This window comes from Neobacillus sp. plas4 (assembly GCF_057221695.1).
This window is the reverse complement of sequence record NZ_CM170152.1, coordinates 2,487,308-2,509,669: the sequence shown is the minus strand read 5'-3', so window position 1 is coordinate 2,509,669 and position 22,362 is coordinate 2,487,308. Positions and strand designations below refer to the sequence as shown.

Annotated in this window: 17 protein-coding genes; 4 read left to right on the top strand and 13 right to left on the bottom strand. The window is 37.7% G+C overall.

Annotation, left to right across the window (positions count from 1 at the left end; all coding sequences use genetic code 11):
• Positions 1 to 15 precede the first annotated feature (15 nt).
• Positions 16 to 702, bottom strand: a complete 687-nt coding sequence (locus AC2TFD_RS12510) for a GntR family transcriptional regulator (RefSeq protein ID WP_484675793.1) — start codon at positions 700 to 702, stop codon at positions 16 to 18.
• A gap of 468 nt (positions 703 to 1,170) precedes the next feature.
• On the opposite strand from AC2TFD_RS12510, the gene AC2TFD_RS12505 reads away from it, so the two are divergent.
• Positions 1,171 to 2,013 carry an EcsC family protein gene (locus AC2TFD_RS12505; protein ID WP_484675792.1) on the top strand — a complete coding sequence of 281 codons (843 nt, stop codon included), beginning with the start codon at positions 1,171 to 1,173 and terminating at the stop codon, positions 2,011 to 2,013.
• 324 nt (positions 2,014 to 2,337) lie between these two features.
• Here AC2TFD_RS12505 and helD read toward each other — a convergent pair whose 3' ends face one another.
• Positions 2,338 to 4,644, bottom strand: a complete 2,307-nt coding sequence (gene helD / locus AC2TFD_RS12500) for an RNA polymerase recycling motor HelD (protein WP_484675791.1) — start codon at positions 4,642 to 4,644, stop codon at positions 2,338 to 2,340.
• 543 nt (positions 4,645 to 5,187) lie between these two features.
• Here helD and AC2TFD_RS12495 point away from each other — a divergent pair.
• Positions 5,188 to 5,622, top strand: coding sequence for a GNAT family N-acetyltransferase (locus tag AC2TFD_RS12495; RefSeq protein WP_484675790.1), 435 nt, complete (start codon positions 5,188 to 5,190; stop codon positions 5,620 to 5,622).
• Between the two features lie 84 nt (positions 5,623 to 5,706).
• On the opposite strand, the gene AC2TFD_RS12490 is transcribed toward AC2TFD_RS12495, so the two are convergent.
• A complete protein-coding gene (locus AC2TFD_RS12490; protein ID WP_484675789.1) occupies positions 5,707 to 5,931 on the bottom strand; it encodes a hypothetical protein in 225 nt (74 codons plus the stop codon).
• Between the two features lie 143 nt (positions 5,932 to 6,074).
• On the opposite strand from AC2TFD_RS12490, the gene AC2TFD_RS12485 reads away from it, so the two are divergent.
• Together AC2TFD_RS12485 and AC2TFD_RS12480 are read left to right on the top strand one after the other, a co-directional pair.
• Positions 6,075 to 6,377: a hypothetical protein gene (locus AC2TFD_RS12485; RefSeq protein WP_484675788.1), complete on the top strand. Its 303-nt coding sequence runs from the start codon at positions 6,075 to 6,077 to the stop codon at positions 6,375 to 6,377.
• A gap of 106 nt (positions 6,378 to 6,483) precedes the next feature.
• Entirely contained in the window at positions 6,484 to 7,893 is a 1,410-nt protein-coding gene (locus AC2TFD_RS12480; protein ID WP_484675787.1) for a PQQ-dependent sugar dehydrogenase, read from the top strand.
• 77 nt (positions 7,894 to 7,970) lie between these two features.
• On the opposite strand, the gene AC2TFD_RS12475 is transcribed toward AC2TFD_RS12480, so the two are convergent.
• From AC2TFD_RS12475 to AC2TFD_RS12430, 10 genes are all read right to left on the bottom strand, one after another.
• Positions 7,971 to 8,288 (bottom strand): cupin domain-containing protein, encoded by a 318-nt coding sequence (locus tag AC2TFD_RS12475; protein ID WP_484675786.1) that lies wholly within the window; start codon positions 8,286 to 8,288, stop codon positions 7,971 to 7,973.
• A gap of 17 nt (positions 8,289 to 8,305) precedes the next feature.
• Entirely contained in the window at positions 8,306 to 10,585 is a 2,280-nt protein-coding gene (locus tag AC2TFD_RS12470; RefSeq protein WP_484675785.1) for a DUF4962 domain-containing protein, read from the bottom strand.
• Positions 10,586 to 10,623: 38 nt separating this feature from the next.
• On the bottom strand, positions 10,624 to 11,388 hold the full coding sequence (locus tag AC2TFD_RS12465; protein ID WP_484675784.1) for an SDR family NAD(P)-dependent oxidoreductase: 765 nt from the start codon (positions 11,386 to 11,388) through the stop codon (positions 10,624 to 10,626).
• A 216-nt stretch (positions 11,389 to 11,604) separates the two neighbouring features.
• The gene (locus AC2TFD_RS12460; protein ID WP_484675783.1) at positions 11,605 to 14,124 is read right to left on the bottom strand and encodes a DNRLRE domain-containing protein; all 2,520 of its coding nucleotides are present in this window, start codon (positions 14,122 to 14,124) and stop codon (positions 11,605 to 11,607) included.
• A gap of 201 nt (positions 14,125 to 14,325) precedes the next feature.
• Positions 14,326 to 16,158, bottom strand: a complete 1,833-nt coding sequence (locus AC2TFD_RS12455; RefSeq protein ID WP_484675782.1) for a sensor histidine kinase — start codon at positions 16,156 to 16,158, stop codon at positions 14,326 to 14,328.
• Entirely contained in the window at positions 16,155 to 17,195 is a 1,041-nt protein-coding gene (locus AC2TFD_RS12450) for a response regulator transcription factor (protein ID WP_484675781.1), read from the bottom strand. Before AC2TFD_RS12450 ends, AC2TFD_RS12455 begins: the two co-directional genes overlap by 4 nt.
• A 176-nt stretch (positions 17,196 to 17,371) precedes the next feature.
• Entirely contained in the window at positions 17,372 to 18,973 is a 1,602-nt protein-coding gene (locus AC2TFD_RS12445; protein WP_484675780.1) for an extracellular solute-binding protein, read from the bottom strand.
• Positions 18,974 to 19,092: 119 nt separating this feature from the next.
• Positions 19,093 to 19,971, bottom strand: coding sequence for a carbohydrate ABC transporter permease (locus AC2TFD_RS12440; protein WP_484675779.1), 879 nt, complete (start codon positions 19,969 to 19,971; stop codon positions 19,093 to 19,095).
• An 11-nt stretch (positions 19,972 to 19,982) separates the two neighbouring features.
• Positions 19,983 to 20,951 carry an ABC transporter permease gene (locus tag AC2TFD_RS12435; protein WP_484675778.1) on the bottom strand — a complete coding sequence of 323 codons (969 nt, stop codon included), beginning with the start codon at positions 20,949 to 20,951 and terminating at the stop codon, positions 19,983 to 19,985.
• A 170-nt stretch (positions 20,952 to 21,121) separates the two neighbouring features.
• Positions 21,122 to 22,330 carry an MFS transporter gene (locus tag AC2TFD_RS12430; RefSeq protein WP_484675777.1) on the bottom strand — a complete coding sequence of 403 codons (1,209 nt, stop codon included), beginning with the start codon at positions 22,328 to 22,330 and terminating at the stop codon, positions 21,122 to 21,124.
• Between the last annotated feature and the right edge of the window lie 32 nt (positions 22,331 to 22,362).

Sequence of the window (22,362 nt, the reverse complement as noted above, 5' to 3'; positions counted from 1 at the left end):
GAAAAATCTAGTTGGTTAATCCTCTTTATTTTCCAATCTTAATTTATTTAAAAATCCCTCAAATGCATGTGCTTTTTGCTCTCTTAAAGTTTTCTCTGCGTTAATAGCATCACCTGTACGTAAAGCATCAACAATCAACTGATGTTCTTTATTTGAAAGTTTTTGCCGTTCAGGAAGATACATAAATACAGATTGAGAATATTGAGACCTTTCCTTTAAGGAATAAATCATTTCACATAACGTCTCATTTCCCGATAATTGATATAGCATATTGTGAAATTCAGTGTTTAAAAGACTTAAATTTTTTATCTCAACACTCTCAAGTTCCTTTTCACCCTGAAGGATATCTTCCATCTCATCTACTAATTTTTGCAGCTCCTTTAGTTCTTCCGGCTTGGCATTTTCGGCTGCCAAACGTACAGCAAATGATTCTAATTCTAGTCGAATGGCAAAAATTTCTTCTGCTTTTTGTAAATTAATTTGACTTACACGAGATCCTACATGAGGGATATTTTCAACCAACCCTTCTGATTCTAACTTTTTAAGAGCTTCACGGACCGGGATATCGCTTACACCAAGCTCCACAGCAACTTCTCTCGCCACAATCTTTTCACCTTGTTTTAATAGACCAGCCACAATATCTACCTTAAGTTTTTCATAAACCATTTCGGTTTTTGTATTATACATTTTTTTCTTTAACATCTTTTGCTTATCTCCTTTTTGAAGGATTATATATTCTATATAATATATAATATAGAATATAGAATTAATTCAGTCAACTAACCAACTGAATTTTTTAAATTTTTTATTTTTATTACTACTAAGTGCCCTAGATGTAGTTTCAAGATGATTAAAATAAAAAGAAGTACCACTCTCTCTAATTAGAGTTGATGGGTTTATGAATAAATCAAAATCATACGCTTTATCATCGATTCAACAAACCTTTGACATCGATATAAATCTTTTCTTTGTGGTGTAACTCAACTTTCAACGTAGTTGTGAGGTTCGTACAGTCATATAGCATGTCACGGAATCAGTAAACTGCTCCACAATAGGTTTGGATAAAAGCTATAGCCTGTTCCAAAAACAGTTGTATCATATCTATTCTTTTAGTGAAACTTGTTTGACGTTTGTCCGTATTACTTATAATAAAAGGATTAAATAACATAGATGGAGTGGACGGGTTTGAAAAGCGTTGAATCAGCAGATTATTTGCATTCTGAATTAAAAAAGATTGAAGACTGGGAAAAGGAGCAAAAGGATTTATGGTTTTGGGAAAAAATTGGCCGTCTTCCCTTCATGCTTCTTGATAAGCTAACGCCAAAGTTCATTCAAGATAAAATTGGATTGGCGATTGATGAATTAGGAAGCTATATTCATACAGGCGGACAATATTTAGTAAACGAGGAAACCATTCTAAAAAAGTTCGCACCTGAAGGAGCCTTATGGACAGTCGATGGTATTCGTCTTGACCTGCATAAACATGTTCCAATTAGCAGAATGGATGAGGTTGCAAACGAGATAGGTAATTCAAGAACAAAAATGGCAACCATTCAAGGGGCAACCACGGGGATTGGGGGTTTATTTACCTTGGCGGTGGATATACCTGTTCTATTAGGGCTATCTCTTAAAGTATTACAAGAGATTTCCCTATGTTATGGCTATGACCCAAAAGAAAAATCAGAAAGAATTTTCATAGTAAAATGCCTCCAGTTTACTTCCTCGGATATTGTTGGGAAAAAGGCAATTTTAGAAGATCTTGCTTCCTTCCACCAAGGCAATCAGAGCAATCAAATCGTTTCACAGTTACAAGGATGGCGTGAAGTCGTAACCACATACCGGGATTCCTTTGGATGGAAAAAGCTCTTCCAAATGGTCCCCATTGCAGGAATCATTTTTGGAGCCATAATTAATCGCTCTTCCATGAGCGACGTCGCCGAAGCAGGGAAAATGCTATACCGGAAACGGAGAATAGTAGAGCGACTTCACCAAATTGAAAGTGTTCAGGGTTAAATCGGAGATAACTATAGAGTTCAGCTCACAAAAACTTCCAGGAGCCTTCCTTATTATTTAGGTGTTGCCTGGAAGTTCATTTGATTCCCTTTAACCAGCCTTTTACCCTTAAAAGAGTATTAAAAACTCCTTTTAATTCCCTCTAACCAGCCATTTACACTTTAAAGGGAATCAAAAACTCCTTTTGATTCCCTCTACCCAGCCTTTTACACTTTAAAGGGAATCAAGGACTTCTTTTGATTCCCTCAATCCACCCTTTTTCACTTAAAAGGGAACCAAAGTCTTCTTTGGTCCCCCCGCCTTTTACCCTTTAAATATTCTCTTCTACATATCAAAATGGAGACCCGAAGCTTTATCTAATAGCAAATCAGATTGTGATCTCCCATATAAGTATAATCTATGCATCGGCCTGGTCATGGCCACATATAACAATTTGATATCGATTTCTTCATTACTGTATTTTTCTTCTAGTGTCACGATTAATACGGCGTCGAATTCTAGTCCTTTTGATAGATAGGATGGCAGGATGACGACGCTGCCTTTTTTCATGTCTTCTTTTTCTTCTAATAATTGGATCGGGAGATTGCTATTTTCTAGCAGTTTATGGATTCGTTCACAGTCAGAGTCGGTTCTTCCAATTATCGCAATTGAGTTAAGTTCCTCCTTTTTCAGTAAACGAATATCGGTTTCAAGTATTTCTCGTACCTGCTGTAAATGGTCAGGGTCAATTTTCGTAAAGCGTGGTTTGTCGCCATGCCGGATGACAGGTTGTACGATCGGCAAGTCCTTCCCCATAATCGCAAGAATGTCATTGGCTAACTCCATAATCTCGACAGTGGTCCGATAGCTCTTTTGCAGGGAATGATAATTCGCATTTGGGAAGACTTCTTTTACTAATGGTTCCCAACTATTTAACCCGCGATAGGAATGAATTCCTTGTGCTAAGTCTCCCACAATCGTAAACAAGTCGGTTTCAAATCCTTCTTTTAGTGCTGCAAATTGAAAATAGCTATAATCCTGTGCTTCATCAATGAAAATACTTTTCATTTTATAGCGTTCGTCGATCCCTTCTAGCTTCGCCTTCATATAAAATAATGGAGCTAAATCCTCTAGTTCCAGCGCTTTCTTTTCAAAAACCTTTTGCCCGTATCGACTTAACTTCTTACATTCTATCTCAGAAAGAGTTGGTGAATATTTGTGTAATAGCTCAGGCGAAGTCATAAGATCCTTATATAGTGTAAAAATATCTTTTTTTACAAAAGGTTCCAGATAACTTTTGACCGCCACCTTCGACTCTTGCTCGACTGTTTGAATTCTCTTTTCTTTTGTATCCATGATAAAAACTACTTTTTCCCTTCTTTTATCTGGATCCATCCTCGTATTATAAAGAGCTTTTTCTAAAGCTTCATCATATTTAACATTAATTTTGTTAAGAATAATTGATTTTTTTATCCGTAAATCATTGACTAGTAAATTTTTTATTTTATCTAACCTCTTATAAATCGGTAAGTAGTGAAACTCTTTTAAAAATAATCTATTGATTTTTTTCCCCTTCATTAAAAGCGATTTTTCTATGATAAAATCCTGTGAAGGTGCTAAATTTTCTTCTATTTCTTTTATAAAGCGATCGATTAACTCCTTAAACTCCAGAGATCCTTTGTAACTGGAAACCCAATGAATCCATTTCGTTTTTTCTTCACCTTTTAATAGGGCCATTAATTTTGAATTGGGAGAGAGTAATTTTATTTTCTTGCCTAAAGCCAATCGCATAAATTCAACATAGGTGGTTTGTTTAATCTTATTTACCCCCAAATCAGGCAAAACAGCGGATATATAATCAATAAATAACCGGTTTGGTGCTAGTATCATTAATTTTCCTGGAGGAAATCGATATCCAGAAGAGTAGAGAAAGTAGGAAATTCTATGGAGGGCAATGGTTGTTTTTCCACTTCCAGCAGCTCCTTGCACTATAATGGGGTGCTTAAGTGAGGCACGAATCACTTCATTTTGCTCATTCTGGATGGTGGCAACAATTTCGGTTAAGCGATTGTCCGCTTTTCCAGATAAGGACTTCTGTAATAATTCATCATGTGTGGTTAAATCGATATCTCGAATATCTCTTAAAAAGCCATCTTCGATTTCATATTGTCTTTTCAACGATAAATAACCACTTTGCGTTTCCCCATAGGCATCATAGGTAACGTCCCCAAGCCGCCCATCATAGTAAACACTTGCAATCGGAGACCGCCAATCGACAATGATCGGAATCTGATTGACACGGTCAAACAGTGAAGCTTTCCCAATATATAAAATTTCTTCGTTGGTATCACCTGTGGTTGTAAAGTTAATTCTCGAAAAGTATGGTTTGCCGATGACGCTTGCTAACCTTTCCAATTCACTTTCCGCTAATTCTAAATATTGCGCATTCGTAAGTAGTGTCATATAGCTTAAACTACTATCGGAGGTATCCAGATCTGCGAAGGCTTCCTTCAGGTTCTCTACAAACTGTTCTTTATTCCCCTTCGACATTTCCAAAACATTTTTTATGTATTCTTTTGTAAATTCTAAACGCTCAATTTCGGTTTGATAATCCTTATGTTCACGTACTGAAATTTGTTTTTTTGTGCTCATTGTCTCACCCCTCAAGTTAAGAATTTCTAAACAAAAAGAAACATCTACAATACTTTTGTAGATGCCTTCATTCACAGTGGAGCTATATTTTACCATTTGATTTGTATTTACACAATATACTTTTTTTTCAAAAATCAACCTTTATTCGTTTTTACCCTTGGAAATATAGTAAAACGATCAAGAAAATGATCAGCCCGATTAAGAGTATAGGACCCACACTGGTACTTAACACGAAATAAATTCTAATATTGAGAAGTAGATTAATAATCAAGACAACCAGTATGCAAATAAGGATTAAAATCGTTAACTGGACATTTCTATTTCGATTTCGATTCAAAGAATTTGCTCCCTTCTAGAAGCTCTACAGGGATACTTCAATTCCACCCAAACTTTGGTTTAATAAATAAATATTTTATAATGTCCACAAATATTCGTACTAGTTATCTTGATGTTGGTTCAATAGTTAAAAAACCTTGATTTTCTAACCTTACACCTATAAATTTAGAAGATATCAAATGTCTAAATAGGGAAAGGGATGTAAAGATGAAGGCAGCAAGAATCACTAGCGAAAAAGATTTACAAGCAGCTTTTGAAATCAGAAAGCAAGTCTTTGTGGAGGAACAAGGAGTTCCTTTAGAAGATGAATTTGACGAGTTTGATCAACTGAATGGAAAATGTGAACATATATTAGTCTATTATAACGATGAAGCCGTAGGCACCGGTCGCGTACGATGGGTTGAGGGCTACGGAAAATTAGAAAGAATCTGTATCTTAAAGCCTTATCGTAAATATGGTCTTGGAAAGGTCATCATTACAACATTAGAGCAAATTGCTGGGGAAAATGGTTCAACTCAGGTTAAGTTACATGGTCAAACACAGGCGGAGGGTTTTTATAAAAAATTGGGCTATCAAACTTCATCCAATGAGTTTATGGAGGATGGTATCCCCCATTACTTAATGACAAAAAAATTACACTAACGAATTTGTTCATAGGAATTAAAGTTGATACCAAAAAAGGAGTGAAAATCATTAAAATTTCACCCCTTTTTAGCATCATTAACTTTAATGCTGGTTATCCATTTCCTTGATTTGTTCGGTCATATCATCCTCCCCATTTACCATTACTTTTTCAATGATGGTTGTTCTATACCCTACATCTCTAATAATTTTTTTAATGAACTGATATGCTACTTCGGGAATGTCATTCGCACTTTTTGCGGTAAATTGCCCTCTATTTAACGTTTTACTTCCTTCTATATCTAAAAAAACTTCAAGACTGAACCGCATCATGCACCTCTAATTGTTAGATTTACTCTTCTATTATACACGAACATAGGTTCTGAATTAATAAAAAAGTACTACCCAATCATAAGTATATGCTTTGTCATATAGAATTTACTTCCGTATACTCAAAACCAAGGAGTGATTGGATGATAAATCGTGTAAATGTAAAATTGAAAACTACCCTTGAAGATTGGGAAATGATGAAGACAGCCTCTGAAGATGAAAGCGAAGAATATGCTGAACGGTTTGAGAGGCATTTTTATGAGTTTATAAACGAATTAAAGATTTGGTATGAGCATTTAGAACAACCGCCTGCTAGTATCGAAGAAGCAGAAAATCTTGATGAAATTAGAGAAATAGTGGAATGTATACCTGCAGAGCTTCAACTCAACTTTTATACAGAACTTGAATTAATCATCGAAGGAGAGGATCAAGTTCGCTATGACTAACTGCAACTGGGTCTTCTTCAAATAAACTCCTTACTCTCAGGTACTAACAGACCTTTTCTAATCATAATCTTATAGGAAAAAGCGATTAGTAGGGGTGAAAAGTTAGGTGAGAAACGTTAAGGTTGGTTTAAGGCCAATTGTGAGTAAAATTAATTTACCCACGGTTTTGAAAACAGCTATCCTTCCGGGTGACTCCGTTGAAAGATTATTTATTGCCACCCAGGTCGGAGAGATCTTTTACATAGGAAACGGAGTAACACGGACTTTTTTAGATATTCGACAACGAATTCTTAAACTAGGTGCTTCTGGTGGATATGATGAACGGGGATTGTTGGGACTAGCGTTTCATCCCGAACTTTATTATAACGGTCTGTTTTACCTTCATTACTCAGCAGCTGGAACACAAGGTCCAGGTGCTCTTCCTGAACCTTTTACTCCTGACCCCTGTGATCCCAGCACTTTAAACCTAAAGTGGATAAATAGAGAAACTCAGTTTGATCATATCGATACAGTGGAAGAATGGATTTTACAATCGAATGGGCAGCCTCAAAAACGCCGGACATTACTTAACGTAAGAAGACCATTTATGAATCATAATGGTGTCAATAGCTTGAACTTCTCCCCTGAAACAGGAAAACTTATTTTAACAACCGGTGATGGTGGTTCAGGCTATGATCCATTTAATTTAAGTCAGGATGATATGGAAATTGCAGGTAAAATCATTGAAATTGATGTAAGTAAAAATACATTTATCCATAATCCGCCTGTAGTCACTCGTTTTAATGAACTTCCTGCACCAATTCAGGAAACGTTTTCGGTAATGGCAAAAGGGGTTCGAAATATACCGGGCATTTCATTCCAAAGGCTTTATCATCAGTATATTAAATATGTGGGAAATGTCGGACAGGATTTGGAAGAGTCGATTTTTTCATTCGTTCAGTATAAACCAATTCCGGTACCCCAGCTTATTCAAGCTTCTTTAATGAATTCTCTCCCTGACCTAGGAGGATTTATTAACTTTGGCTGGCGCGGATGGGAAGGTGATTTTCCCACTTCGATGATACGGGGTTGTACTTCAAATCCAAATTTGAATGTGAAAAATATTGTTTATTACGATGAAGCGATAAAAACTTCAGTGAGGCGTCTGCAGCCTTTAACTAGTTATTATCATCGAGATCAAAGGCCCGAGAAGTTCGGAGGAACTGCGCTTACGGGAGTTCAAGCCTATCTCGGGAATGGAATACCCGCTTTAACAGGAGCCGTTGTGTTTACCGACCTTGCCAAAAAAGAATCTCAACCACAGGTTAGAGGGGCTTTAGCTTATACACGTATAAGACAAGATGGTAAACAAAGTGACTATCATGTAATGAAAACCAATTATGATTTTGGGTCTCAATCAGCTTATTATGTGAGTTTGGGTGCAAATCTGGATCAAACCAGACTTTATTTAGGGGTTTATGGCTCTATGAAAGTAATGGATTTTAACCAAGGTACTGTTTTTGAAATTGTTCCATAATTTCATGAATGTGATTTCCTCAAAATCAAAATTTAAAAGGGTAAGAAATCATGCTAGACTTCTCACCCTTTTTTTATTTATCGCTTTAGCAGATCATTTCTTAAAGGGGTGAACGTGTCTATAATAGCACCTGCTTCTATTGCCCTAGCCCCATGCTTTGCCCCACCCGGAATAAAGATCGTTTCCCCTGGCCCAATAATGGTGACTTCACCCTCGATGGTAAATTCAAATTTTCCTCTTAGGCAGTAGGTAAGCTGCTCGTGAGGATGGCTATGTTCATAGCCTTCTGCCCCTTCTTCAAAATGAACCTCCATCATCATAATTGAATTTCCTGGAGGGAAAATCCTCCTTTTGACACCTGGTTCTGCTGCTTCCCATGTAAGTTGATTACTCATCTGTGTACCTCCCGATCTTAATAAGCTTTTGCTACTTCTACACGGAATGTTTTCCCATTCTCCGTTAGGTATAGATGTACGCCATGGTCCTGATCATCCATAAAATACGAAACGTATTTCTTTTCACCTTTACGGTTAGGCGTTAACAGTGTCACAATGCGATGGCCTTTTGCTTTTTTCGTTGTGGCCTGAAGATGCCATTCTCTAGGTAATCCCTCCACTTCTGAAGGATCGACATCCTTGTACTCATTATTCTGGTCCAAACACAAATCTCCAGAAGAACTGTAAATAAATCTTCCTTCGAGATCTGCTTTTTCCCCTTCAATCTTAAACACTTGGTCATTGATCTCCATTTGATGTAAGGAATGGAGAAGCCAATTAACACTTCCCGGCTGGGTCAAATCAACGGAATCGACAATTACGAAGTATGATTGATTGACAAAGTAGATTTCTCTCAAGAACTTTTTTAAATAAGGGACTGTATGATTATAAGCGTTTGTAGCATCCTCCCGCACATAACTGTATTCATCATTTGATACCACTTCAAGTACAGAACCATTTGCCTGCTTATTGAGGATTTTATTTCCATCTGCATATTGTCCGACACCATCGATTAAGAGGGAATTGTGTGAGATGGTCTGCCTTCTCCACTTTTTATGCATGGTACTATTAAAGCCTACATAATGGCCAGACCTGACTACCAGCGGTTCTCCAAAAGCATGAAGGAGAAAACTATTCTGATCCCCATGACTGTGACTTAATGATCCGTAAGGACTACTCTTTGTTAACAACATAATATGTTCCTCGGGTTGGTCCATCTTATCGTGAAAAGCCACCCATCCGATATCCTTAAACCACTTGACTGGCTCGGCATCGGCAGGAGGAATGGCCTCTACTTCGGGAAAATCATGAAGATAAAGCATCTCATCGAACGGGAAATCCCACCAGCCATAGTTGAAAAACTTTTGATCGGCTTCTGTATCCCATGCTTTTACCTGCTCATAATACCATTGATACCAGCCATTACCGGTGACTCCTGCAAACTGGCGGATATTATAAGCTGTCTTCAATCCAGGGCGTTCGCCAAGGTTGGATTGATCCCCAAAGCTTGCACGGCGTGTATCCTGACTATAACAATATAAAGGGAAGTCACCTGTACTTCGGAAAAATGGCCGCTTATAGAAATCTAGATTCAGATAATTTTTCACTAGATTTAACGCATCTATCAAGTACGCCATCCCAGTTGTCCAATACATTCCACCTTCAGCCCAGCCGCCGTCTTTACCTCCCCATGGTGTGTAAAGACCAGCGTAATATTCAAGCGTGTAATCGAGCCATTCCTGTGCCTCCGGAGCATCGTCTAGTAAGGCGATGGAACATGGAATGAGAACAGAAGACAGTGAACGTACAGCATGACTGTCATATGGAACCTGATGAATCTTGGAACGTTTCATAACATGATAGGCAACCTGTTCTGTTCTTCTTCGTAAACTGTGACGAACAAGGCCTTTTTCTTCCGAAGATAATTGATGGAATAGCCAATCATAACCCCAGGCAAGTGCAGCCACAATCCGGAAGGCACATTCATCATTGTAATCTCTTGAAGTTGTTCCCTCTGTGTCCCAATTGGCCACATGTATCAGCCATTCTTTTGCCCGCTTCAGAATCTTTTCATCTTCGAGCATAACTCCCGCCACACTTAAATGACGAATGGCATAAAGTGTTTCCTGGCAATCCATGTACATTTGTCTCCACAGCTTGATTACCCGCTTATTTTCTGGATATGGGCTTGGTTCAGGCATTAATTCTCGTTCCAGCCATGGAGTAACAGACTTCTCGTAAAATGTACTCCAGTTGCAGTGCTGTGGATTTTCTTTGATTTTTACTTTAAATTGCTCTACCTGGTCAGGCGATAACCACAACCGAGGGTGTGCAAGATTCACCTCTTTGTACCGCTCCTCTCTACTTGGAAGAGGCGTATTTGGAAGATTTTCAGGTACAATAAATTTCCTTGTTTCACTCCAGTCTGTGGATCCTAATAAGGAATATCGCCAATAGTATGTTCCTGGTTCCAGCGGGGTGTTTGGTGTATAAAAATTATACGGAATGTGTTGAATCGTTTCCGTCTGCTCTGGTGTAAACTCTATATTTTGTGAAATTTGCATACTATATCGATCATTTTCTAATTGAACCGGCATCCATGTAAACCGAGGCGGGTTCTCAATTAGGACCGTTTGTTCGTCTGGAGAATATTTTACATCTAAAATTCCGCTTTCCGGTTGATAGATTGATTGCATCTATATTCCTCCTACTCTATTTTAGATATTTGTTTTAATTATTTCATGAACATGCCGCCATTGATTTCAATCGTTTCTCCTGTAATAAAGGAAGCATATGGAGATGTAAGATATAGGACCGCTCCACTGATGTCTTTTGGAACACCACCTCTGCCCAATGGAATTTTTGCAACTGTTGCCTTTCGACCTTCTTCCGTATTGAATGTAGCATGGAATTTCGTTTGATCCACAAAACCGGGTGAAAGTGCATTAACACGTATTCCAGACGATGCCAGTTCCTTTGCCAGACCTTTTGTGAAAGTAATGATCGCTCCTTTTGTCGTTGCATATGGTACTGCACCAGGTCCGCCTCCATCATGAGCCGCGACGGAGCTTAGGTTGATGATGGTACCGCTTCCCTTTTCTTTCATGCCGGGAATGACCGCTTTGCTCATAAAAGCAGCGGATGTGATATTCACATCGATGATCTTCTGCCATAAATCCATTGTCATATCTTCAATCTTTCTTCTCTCTACCAAATGACCTGCATTATTTACTAGAATATCAACTGTTCCTAGCTTTTCCTGCACTTCGGCTGCAAGTGCTTCAATCTGAGCAAGGTCCGTAACATCGGCTTGAAACTTGATTGCTTCTCCGCCCTGCTCTTTGATGATTCGGACGGTCTCTTCTGCACCTTCTTGATTGCTTAAATAATTCACGGCTACCTTTGCCCCAACTGCCGCTAAATCAATCGAAATTGCCTGGCCAATTCCGCCACTTGCTCCTGTTACTAGTGCTACTTTTCCGCTAAGATCGAAACTCATATCATTACCCCCTCATTATGATAAAAAACAAATATCTATTTGATATACACCTATCATATCAATTGCCATGTAACAGTACTTCGGACTAATTTTATACCTTATTGGCTTTTTTTTAGGCTATCAGCAGTTATCTTGAAATATAACAAAGGCTGATTCAATAGGACACTATGTAGTTCCTATTGATCCAGCCTCTTAGATTCATTTGAATCTGTTATTCTATTTTTTTATATGGAGGGATGGTCTGTTATCCTGGTTTGCTTCTTCTTTCGAGTAAATATTGATGTTACCGTTTTGCCCTTTTGTATCGACAATCATCAGGGTCATTTTTCCATCCGGTTGTGACCTAACAAAATCTGTTACATCTACATTTATTTTTTCCGGTTCTGCTGAATCCACTGTAATCGATCCCAAATATGTTGCAGAATTTCCAACACCTGTAACCAATACCGATTCCTTTGCGTGATTTGGTGAATTCTCCCAAGTGATCGTCTCTTCCGACCAGTTATCATTCGTTAAACCGAAAACATCCAGTTCAACACTCGTGGTGTTACTGCCAATTTTTCCGGACAACTCAAATATTGCTTCTTTGACCTGGTCAATATTAGCTAATTCAAACTGGAAATAAGCGATCCTGCCCTTCGTTTTATCCTGATTATTTTTAATGTTAAAGTATTTATAAAAATTCTTGTCTGCAGTTCCTCCAGCTGTTAATGCTGGATTTTCCAGCCCATAATTAGATGCCGGTCTTTCAATATCTACCAGTGCATCCGCAACTGGAGCCTGTTCCTCTTGCAATCCAGGACTTTCTTCTTCCGAGGTAGATTCTAAATTAATGTAAAAATCATTTTCCGTGTTCTTTTCTACTTTATTGTCATGCATGATGATTTCACTGCCGGCTTCAATTCTGATGCCATTCGTATTACCCTTAATATGGTTACCGGTAATAGTAATATTTTTCGGATCTCCGGCTCCTATTTTACCTGCCTTCGTATCGCCGTTATCATGTGATAATTGAATTCCTGTAAAACCAGGAGCTGTATTATTTGAAATCATATTGTCTCGAATAATCGTTCCCGGAGCATTTTGGATGTAGATTCCTTTTGCATTAGCAGGCTCTGTTGTATGGGTAATCATATTTTTCTCTATGATGGTATTCGGTGAACCCATATGCACTTTTATTCCTTCACGTGAATTGGAGATTTTGTTGTCATGTATATAGTTGTAAGCTCCCGAAGCATCGTGATTAGTAGGAGCTGTACCTCCTGTGTTCCCGACTCCTATACCGGCTCCGGTTAGAACTCCTGTTATGGTATTTTTATAGATTTCATTCAAAAACTCATCTTCACCATGTAAATCAATTGAATCTAAAATAGTATTCTCAAAGGTATTATTGTAAACTACATTATTGTGTGCATAGTATTGAATGAGTACACCATGACGGATGTACGGCCCTTGAAAGGCACTTTTTCGTATGACATTGTAACGGGTATCATTTTTATATCCGGTACGATCTGTTTTAGGTACACCTTGAATACTCACGCCATAACCAGCACCACCACCGCCGACATCTGTTGCATTTTGGAAGAGGGCATGCTGGACTACTACGTCATGACTGTTTTCAATCCGGACGCCCATTCTTTGGTATTTTTCGATTATTACATGATCGACTAGAATATTATAAGACGGGACATTGTTCACTCCATCTGTAATATATATTCCAAAAGTCGGACCTCCTAGGTCAGGATTATTCTTACTAGAATCCGTTGAATATTTACCATCGAAAGTAGAAGTAATTGTCAGATTGGAGACCACGATATTATTCATTCCGTAGGAGCGCATCACTTTTCCGCTCAATACGTCTGCATCAAAATTAGAAACCAGGAAAACATTATTCTTACTTTCACCCCGTAGGTTTACCCCTGACTTCAGGGCAATATGTGAAGCCCCATCACTTGGTAAGTGGCTATTTAAATTATACGTACCATTCGGAAAATACACTTCATCACCAGAGCTCGCTGCCTCAATGGCTGATAAAATGGCTGGAAGATCATCATTCTGATTATCCGCCGGGTCAGCACCGTAAGCTAGGACATTTAGTGTTTTCCCGGTTACTTTATTTGGCTCATGGATAGCATGTTTTGACCCATTCGGATTGATTAAGCCCGGCATCGTATAGGTAACATCTTCTCGTTCTTCTGGTTTAGGAGGGACGAGTTCATTGAGAATCAACTGTCCATCTTCCGTCGGGCTATAGATATGCGCTACCGTAATACTATTCCAAAGATTGACCGAATTTCCTTTACAAAGGATTTTAACATAACGTGCAGGAGAGTCGTCCATGTCATAAGCTGCAAGACCAAGTTCTCCCTCTTTACTTACTCCATCCTGCAATACCGTTTTCCACTCTGTTCCATCTACGGAAACCTGAACATCAAAATAGGTTTGTCTTTTATCGCCATTATAAAAAGCCAGACCTAAGTATCCGACCTCTTTAACAGATCCTAAATCAAATAAAATCCATTCTTCCCTCCCCTGGGAAGACCAGCGTGTACCTAAATCATCATCTAATGTATTTTCAGGAAAATTCCCATCATTTCCGCTTGCTGTTACTCCTACAATTGGAAGTTTAATAGGCTGTACCTCTGCAGAAAAAGCTGGTATTCCTGGAATGACTAAAATAAAAACCAATAGTAAATACAGAAAAAAAGAAACCTTACATCTGCGTTTTGAAACCATTTTTTCCTCCTTCATCACCTTGAAATTTTGACAATCAAAAAAAACAACGACTCACCCTCACACTCCTTTGGAATAGCGGCAGTTGAAAGCGCTATCAATTAATGGTAAAAAATCTACCTTCATTTTAACCAATTGGTTAAGGGAGAGACCGTTGTTTTTTTTATATAGACTTATCAAAATTTTAGAAAGTTCAAGAGATTATTAGGCGGTTTTTCCTGTTTTACTATCTGGGGTTTGGTTTGGTAGAACAATCGAAACCATTGTGCCCTCATTTACCTTACTTTTTAGTTCTAATCCATATTGATCGCCAAAAAGGAGTTGAATCCGTCGATTAACATTGGTGACCCCAATACCGAGATCGCTTCTGAAGTCCGGCCTGTTCTTTTTATCAGGCGTCATAGCCCCCTGAATTTCTATCAATCTTTCATTTGTCATTCCCCTGCCATTGTCGATAACAGAAACATGAAGACACGAACCATGTATGGCCGCTCGAATCGTTATCAGGATTTCCGGCATTCCTTTCCGATAGCCATGTTGAATCGCATTCTCAACAAGAGGCTGCAGACTGAGCTTCGCTATGGAGGCATTATATAGGGAAGGTTCAATATCTTCAACCAGTTTAATAGGCTTTTTTATTCTGTGGTCGTGAATAATGAGATAGCTTTTGACATGTTCAATTTCATCCGCTAATGTGACCAATTCAAAACTCCGGACAGAATAACGGAACATACTCGCTAAGGCCTCGGACATCTCTGAAATTTCCTCCACTCCATTAATAACCCCATATGCGTTCATCGTTTCAAGGGTATTGTACAAAAAGTGGGGATTAATCTGTGATTGAAGTGCCTGGATCTCTATCTTTTGTTTTTCAAGCTCTCTTTCCTGCAATTCGATTTTTACCTGTTTGTTTTTTAACTCCGCTTTATAGACCTGATCAACTAGCGTAGAAAGCCTGTCCACCATGGTATTATAGCTCCTTAGCAGGCTGCTTATTTCATCCTTTCTTGGAAGATTCGGTACCTTTTTCCACTTCCCCTGCTCGACAGTTTTCATTGTCCGTTCTAACAATCTGATTGGTTTTATAATCTGCATAATAAAGTTAAGTGATAAAATAAGGGCAATAATCGTCACAATAATAGCTGAAATAATACCCGTTAATCGGACACCGGAAATGGGAGCAAACAGCTGTGACTCAGGCACGGCTGCAATCAGTTTCCATCCGGTATAATCGGAAGTTAAAAAATGAAAAAATGTGGATTCATTATTCCATTGATCGAAAAAAGTACCATTGTTCAACTGAGCAATCTTTTCTCTTCCCACTTTATTCAACGTATTACCAATAAATTTTGAGTCAGGATGATAGATGACATTTCCATCTGGGTCTGCAATCATAAAAAATCCTTCGTTACCTAAGTTGGCCTCTTTCCACAATTCTCCTAATTCGGAAGCATTAATTTGGATGATTAAGATTCCATTAGGAGTAAACGAATTCATACCTCTGATTTTTCTTGCAATCGTTAAGGAAACATGACCGTTTTGATCGGACGGATAAATTATCATTTTTCCGCTGTCGGGAGTAATCTCTTTTAACTGATTATATTTTTCTTCGGAAAAAGAACTTCCTTTATCACGTAAATCAATATGTCTTCCGTTGTCTCCCATTATGTACATTCTATTGATTTCAGGCTTCTGCATGATGATCGTATCCATCATTGCCCATATTTCTTCGTAATATTGATAGCGGATATGTTCCTTCACCTTCACATTTGTTTCTTCCAAATCAAGGAAATGCTTTACATTCGAATTGGAAACAAGCGGCAGGGTTACTAACTCGTAATTCTTTACAAAACGGTCCGTTTGAAAAGACACATTTGTGACCACTTGTCCGAGATAGTCTTCTGTTTGTTTTTCAAGACTATTGGATGATTGCATATAAATGATACTTGCCACAATGATTAATGGTAATATCATAACAATTGAAAAATACAACAGCAATCTTTGAAAAAGGTTCATACTATGAAGCCATTTTTTCATGCTTTGATCCCTAATGACTTTCGATATTCTTTCGGCGAGATGCCGATATATTTCTTAAATGTCTTGGTGAAATGCGGAGCATCATCATATCCAATTTCACTAGAAATATCAATAATCCGCAAATTACTACGTTCAAGCAGCTGTTTAGCTGCTTCCATTCTTAAATGAATGCGATAATCGACAAATGTCTGTCCTGTTTCCCTTTTAAATAATTGACTAAAATAACAACTGTTAAGACCTAGTATTTGGGCAACCTCCTCCAAGTTTACTTTGGCACAAACATTCTTGCTCATATATTCCTTCGCTGTCTCAATCGGGTCAACTAACTTTCCTTTTCTTTGGACTCTTGTCATGTCAATCACATATAAACAGCTTTCCATAAATTGGCTGGTAATTTGATTGATATGCTCTCCCATCAAATTAAATGTAACATCAAGGCTGATGCTTCCTTTTTGGTTAATCCGAACCACTAAGTTTTTTAATAAATGATTCATTAGACTTTGATAGTATGATAGCTTTAAATTTTTTTTCTCTACTTTATCTCCCCACGTCCCCATGGTTTCTTTTACAAGTTCTCCGTCTAAGACCCAAATGGCAGATTCCAGGGTTGCTAACATTTCTTCCATATCATCGATTTCAATGAAGTTATTCTGCTCACTTTTGATATTCTCTACCAAACGTTGCATCGTCTCATTCAATTTATCCTTTGTAATCGGTTTCAAAAGATAGTCTTTTGCACCATGATAAATCGCCTTCTGTGCATATTGAAACGAATCATGGCCGGATAAGATAACCCAGTGAGCAGCAGGTTGATAATTGGATGATTTCTCCAGCAGCGTTAGACCATCCATTTCTGGCATATTAATATCCGTAAAGATAATATCGAATGCTTGATCCTGTAAAAGAAGTTCTGCATCAATACCATCTTCGGCTTCAAGGATTTCGTCTATGCACATTCCTTCAAATTCCAAATGCTCTAAGAGATGGCGTAATTTTTTACGGATCATGAATTCATCTTCAATAATTAATATTTTCATTGACTGTCGCACCCTTTTATTGAATTTTTCGAACTATTAAATATTATACAATGTAATCTGTGGGAAAAATAAAATTGTTTTGGAAAACTAAATAAACGGTCGATATTATAGGTTTCATGACATGGGCATATGCAAGAAGGCTATCCCAAAGTAAATTTTAGGACAGCCAGATCTTGTTATTTTCTTCTTGATTCTGTATATTCTTTGTTTTTATATCTTTCAGCAGCTTCTTCTAATACCTTAGTACCGCCTCTTTCTTTCCATTCCTCAACCACCTTTGGCCAATCGCTGATTGGTTCAGCGCCAGTAATCATCTTAGCCATATGTCCCATCAACAATTTTGGCGGAGTATCCGAACTTGGCTGAAGATCAGGCAGTGTATCCAAAGCCTTCAATGGCGGGTCAAAATTTATCCCATCACGGCCTTCTTTTGCAAGAATGTCATCGTACACCTTAATCAGTTCCTGACCTTCCGGTGTCATTTCCAGTAACCCTTTAATATATGTGGTGTCCTGGACCATCCAAAGGAATGCAGTACGGTAACGTTCAATGTTTACTTCATCAACTGTTTGAGGGGTCTTATAGTTGATTTTTCCATTTTCCATTGTATAATCTTTTCCTTCAATTCCGTATGTGAAGTACTTTTCTGCTTCTTCTGATAGCATCCAGTCAAAGAATTTAATAATTCTTTCTGGATTTTCTGTTTCTTTATTGATGGCGTAAGCACGTGTTACATCACCATATAGGTAATATCCACCTTTGCCGTCTGGTCCTGTTGGAGAAGGAATAATCGCAATTTCAGCATCAGGTACATTTTCCTTTAATTGCTGCGCCCATTGTAATAATTCATTGGCATTCATGGACCACATTCCAATGTTGCCAGTTATCGCTTCATTTTTATACTGCTTTGAATCAATTGTTAAAAATTCTTTATGAAGCAAACCTTCATCATACATAGTCTTATATGTTTCAAGGGCTGCCTCCATATTTTTTGAATCAAAGAACTTCGGTACAGGTTTTCCAGCTTTATCTAGTTCCCACATGCTGCTGTAAGGGAAAACATCGAATGCTCCAAAGAAAGTATCAGCATACTTGAAGTCTGCGCGTCCGCCAAATGGCTGTGCTACACCCATTTTCTTAAATTCACGTAAAACATTTAACGATTCTTCAACAGTTTTTGGTACTTCCAAACCGGCTTTATCCAATAAGTCTTTTCGGATATACGTTGCTCTCCGTGAAGGATTAGAAAGGAACTCTGGAATTGAATAAATCTTACCATCCTTATATCTTTGTTTCTCCCAAGCTTGCTCTGGAATATACTTTTTTAAATTTGGTCCATACTTTTCAATTAAATCGTCAAGCGGCAGGAATACACCTGCTTCAACGGCCTGTTGTAAAGATTGTCCACTTCCTTCACCAAAACCGGCCGATGTCTGAACAACATCCGGTATATCTCCTGAAGCAAACATTAAGTCCATTTTTGTCGAGTATTCATTATGCGGCATAAGACGAATATCTAAATCTGTGTTCGTTAACTTTTCCAGCTCTTTTACATATTCATCCTCATTGATATTTGGAGAATTTTCCACATGGGTAAAAGCTAGTGTACGCATGGAAATCGAGAATTTTAATGGTTCCTTTGATACCTCTTTTGTTTCTTTTGTTTCTTTTGTTTCATCGGCTTTTTTAGATGTTTGCTTACTTTGACATCCTGCTAGTAAAATAAGCGAAAAAAGTGCAACTGCAAAAATCTTTAAAGCTTTTTTAACATCCTTCATTGATCTTGCCCCCTCTATTTAATTTAGCAAGCGTTTTCATTCGCTTGTATTGATTATATTCTTTCAATTAATCTATCAACAATGGGCTATCTTTTAGTCTACTTGGGATTTTTTTATAATTACTCTTTAATTGAACCAAGCATGGTTCCTTTTACAAAATGCTTTTGTAAAAATGGATACAACAATAATATTGGCAGTGTTGCAACCACTACTGTAGCCATTTGAATACCTTCAGGTGAATTTAATGCAATGGTTGAATACACGGAATTGGCTTCTACGGACATTTCATCATTAACAATCATTTGTCTTAATTTTACCTGCAACGGATACAATTTTGGATCATTTAAGTAGTACAAGGCAGTTTGATAACTATTCCAGTGGCTCACACCATAAAAGATACCAATTGTGGCTAAAACAGGCTTTGATAGTGGTAATACGATGCGGAATAAGATTCCCAGCTCCCCAAGACCGTCTATTCGGGCTGCATCGATTAAGGTGCTTGGTATATTTAAGAAGAAAGATCTCATAACAAAGAAATTGAATGCACTAATCATACTTGGAATAATTAAAGCCCAGAGCGTATCAACCATTCCAAAGCTTTTAACAACTAAATACGATGGAATCAACGGTGCAGAAAAAATCATTGTGAATAATACCATGAATAAAATGATCTTTTTCCCTTTATATTCCGGTCTTGATAGCGGGTAAGCAAGAGACGTTGTAGCCAATAAGTTAATAAATGTCCCACCCACTGTAATAATTACTGATACCAGAAATGCCCTCCAAATAGATGCGTCGTGGAACACATATTCATAATTGATTAAGGTAAAATCTACCGGCCAAAAGAAGACCTCCCCTTTCGCTATAGCATTCGAGTTGCTGAATGATTTAGCAAATACGGATAATAAAGGAAGTAACATCGTAAGCGATAGTAATGCTAAAAACAACATATTTACGACGTCAAATATTTTTGATTTTAAGCTTGTACTATATTTCATCTTTTCCCCTCCTAATATAAACTGTTTCCTGATACTTTTTTGCTGACAAAGTTTGCTATTACCAGAAGCACGAGTCCGACGATTGATTTAAATAGTCCTATTGCAGTCGTAAAACTGTACTGGGCATTTCGTAGACCTACCTCATAAATATACGTATCAAGAATATCTCCATTTGCCTGGTTTAATGGATTGAGAAATACGTAAACCCTTTCAAAACCGAAATCAAGAAAATGTCCGATATGGAGAAGGAATAAAATACTAAATGTTGGAAGAATAGCAGGAACTGTTACATTCCAAATTTGCTGAAGTCTGTTGGCGCCGTCTACTCTAGCAGCTTCATAGAGTTCCGGGTTGACGCCTGCAAGTGCTGCTAAGTAAATAATCGTTCCCCAGCCCACACTTTGCCATAAATATGTGAGCACCAGTATCGGACGAATAAAATCTTCAGATCCCATAAAATAAATCGGCTCATGTCCTAACCATTCAATAAATTTATTTACAATACCAGTAGTCGGAGAAAGAATTCCAATAAACAAGCCGCTGATAATAACCCAAGAAAGAAAATGCGGCATATAGACAATCGTTTGAATAAACCTCTTATAAACTACTAACCGTAATTCATTCAATAACAACGCTAATATCAGAGGAGCAGGAAAAATTAATATATCATAAAAACTTAACAGCAATGTGTTTTTTAAAACACGAATCGAATCTGGATTCTGAAAAAGCCCCTTAAAATGTTTAAGGCCCACCCAAGTGCTATCCCATATTCCCATGAATATATTGTAATCCTTGAAGGCAATAATCGATCCCATTAACGGGGTATATTTAAAGATTAGGAAATATAAGATTCCTGGTATCGATATAAAATAAAGCGCTTTATATTTGTTGAGTCTTTCAAGAGCTTGACGGAAACGAGATTTCTTTTTTAACGTAATGTTTGGTTCTGTACTTAAATTTTGAACGACTGTACTTTTCATCTATGTTTTCCCTCCTTGTTCTCTATCTTTACAATGTAATTCAGCATTGTGACCTCCTTCTCTAAATTTAATTCTTCTAACTTGAGGGTTTTCATCATCCTATTGATTGAATTTTATCATTTAAAAATAATTAGTACTTCGGAGGCATTTTAGCTGACTATGTGTTTTTTTTAGTTTTTGGACCCTTTCCTATAAAAAATAATGGTTATGATGCATCCGAATATAAACATCGTTATCCATGGTACCAAGGAATACTGGCTTTGTAATGTAAGATCATGGAGATATCCTCCGCCTGTATTCCCCAGGAAGCCGCCGAGAGCAAAACTCCATCCGGTAAATCCAAAATAAGTTGCAAAGGATTGAGAATCAGAGAAATTAGATATTAAGTGATTCATCGTAGGTACAACCAGCATCTGTCCAAGAGTAAAAATAAGCACCGCCCCTAACATTGACCAAAGACCTGTTGTGAAGCCAAATATCAACAAACTAGTTCCTAGAATGAATGTACCTATCGCCATAATTTGGAGTTGATGAATTCTCTTTGATAGAATTTGTAACAATGGAATTTGCAGCAGTACCATAAATAATGCTCCAGCCATATAAAGAAAAGCTACATGATCAACATTTTCCAGTAATACTTTAGCTCTTACAGGAACGGATAGATACAGCTGAACGTTTAATGCCCAAACACCGATGATTAACAGACAAAATACAATAAAATTCTTATTATTTACTATTTTTTTTGCGATTGGAAGAAGTTTCTGTTTTTCTGTCGTTTTACCATCCATTCTTGGCAATAGAAACCATGATAGTAAAAATGCAAGCACAAACATAAATCCGGATGTAAAACAAACTAGAGAAAAATCGAACCGAAGAAGAAACATTCCTATAACGGGACCCAGAATAAAGCCAACATTACTGAGAGTCTCTCGAATACTAAAAATCTTTGATTTCATTTCTTCACTAGTGGTTTTGGCATAGGCACCGAAGCTTGCCGGATGGAAGAGCGCACCACCCAAACCGGAAATAAATGCTGCCATTGCAAACCCTACTGGATTATGGACAATACCATATAGGGTAAAGCCAACAATACGAATCCCAACACCTAATAGAATGGCTTTCTTGTATCCAATCCGGTCAGCCGCAATCCCACAAAAAAACCGTAATCCATTTTGTGCTAAACCACTCACTGCAATAATCGATCCAGAAAGTACCGTACTCATACCTAAATGATTAATAAAATAAACACTTAAAATGGGAACAAGCATATAAAAACCAATAGCCATTACCAACGTATCAACGTACAATGCCAATAAACCAGGACTTATAGATCTTCGAATGATGACATCCTCTTTCGTCTTCAATCCCCTAAACAACATTAACGGTCCACCCCTTTTTTCATTACTTGATA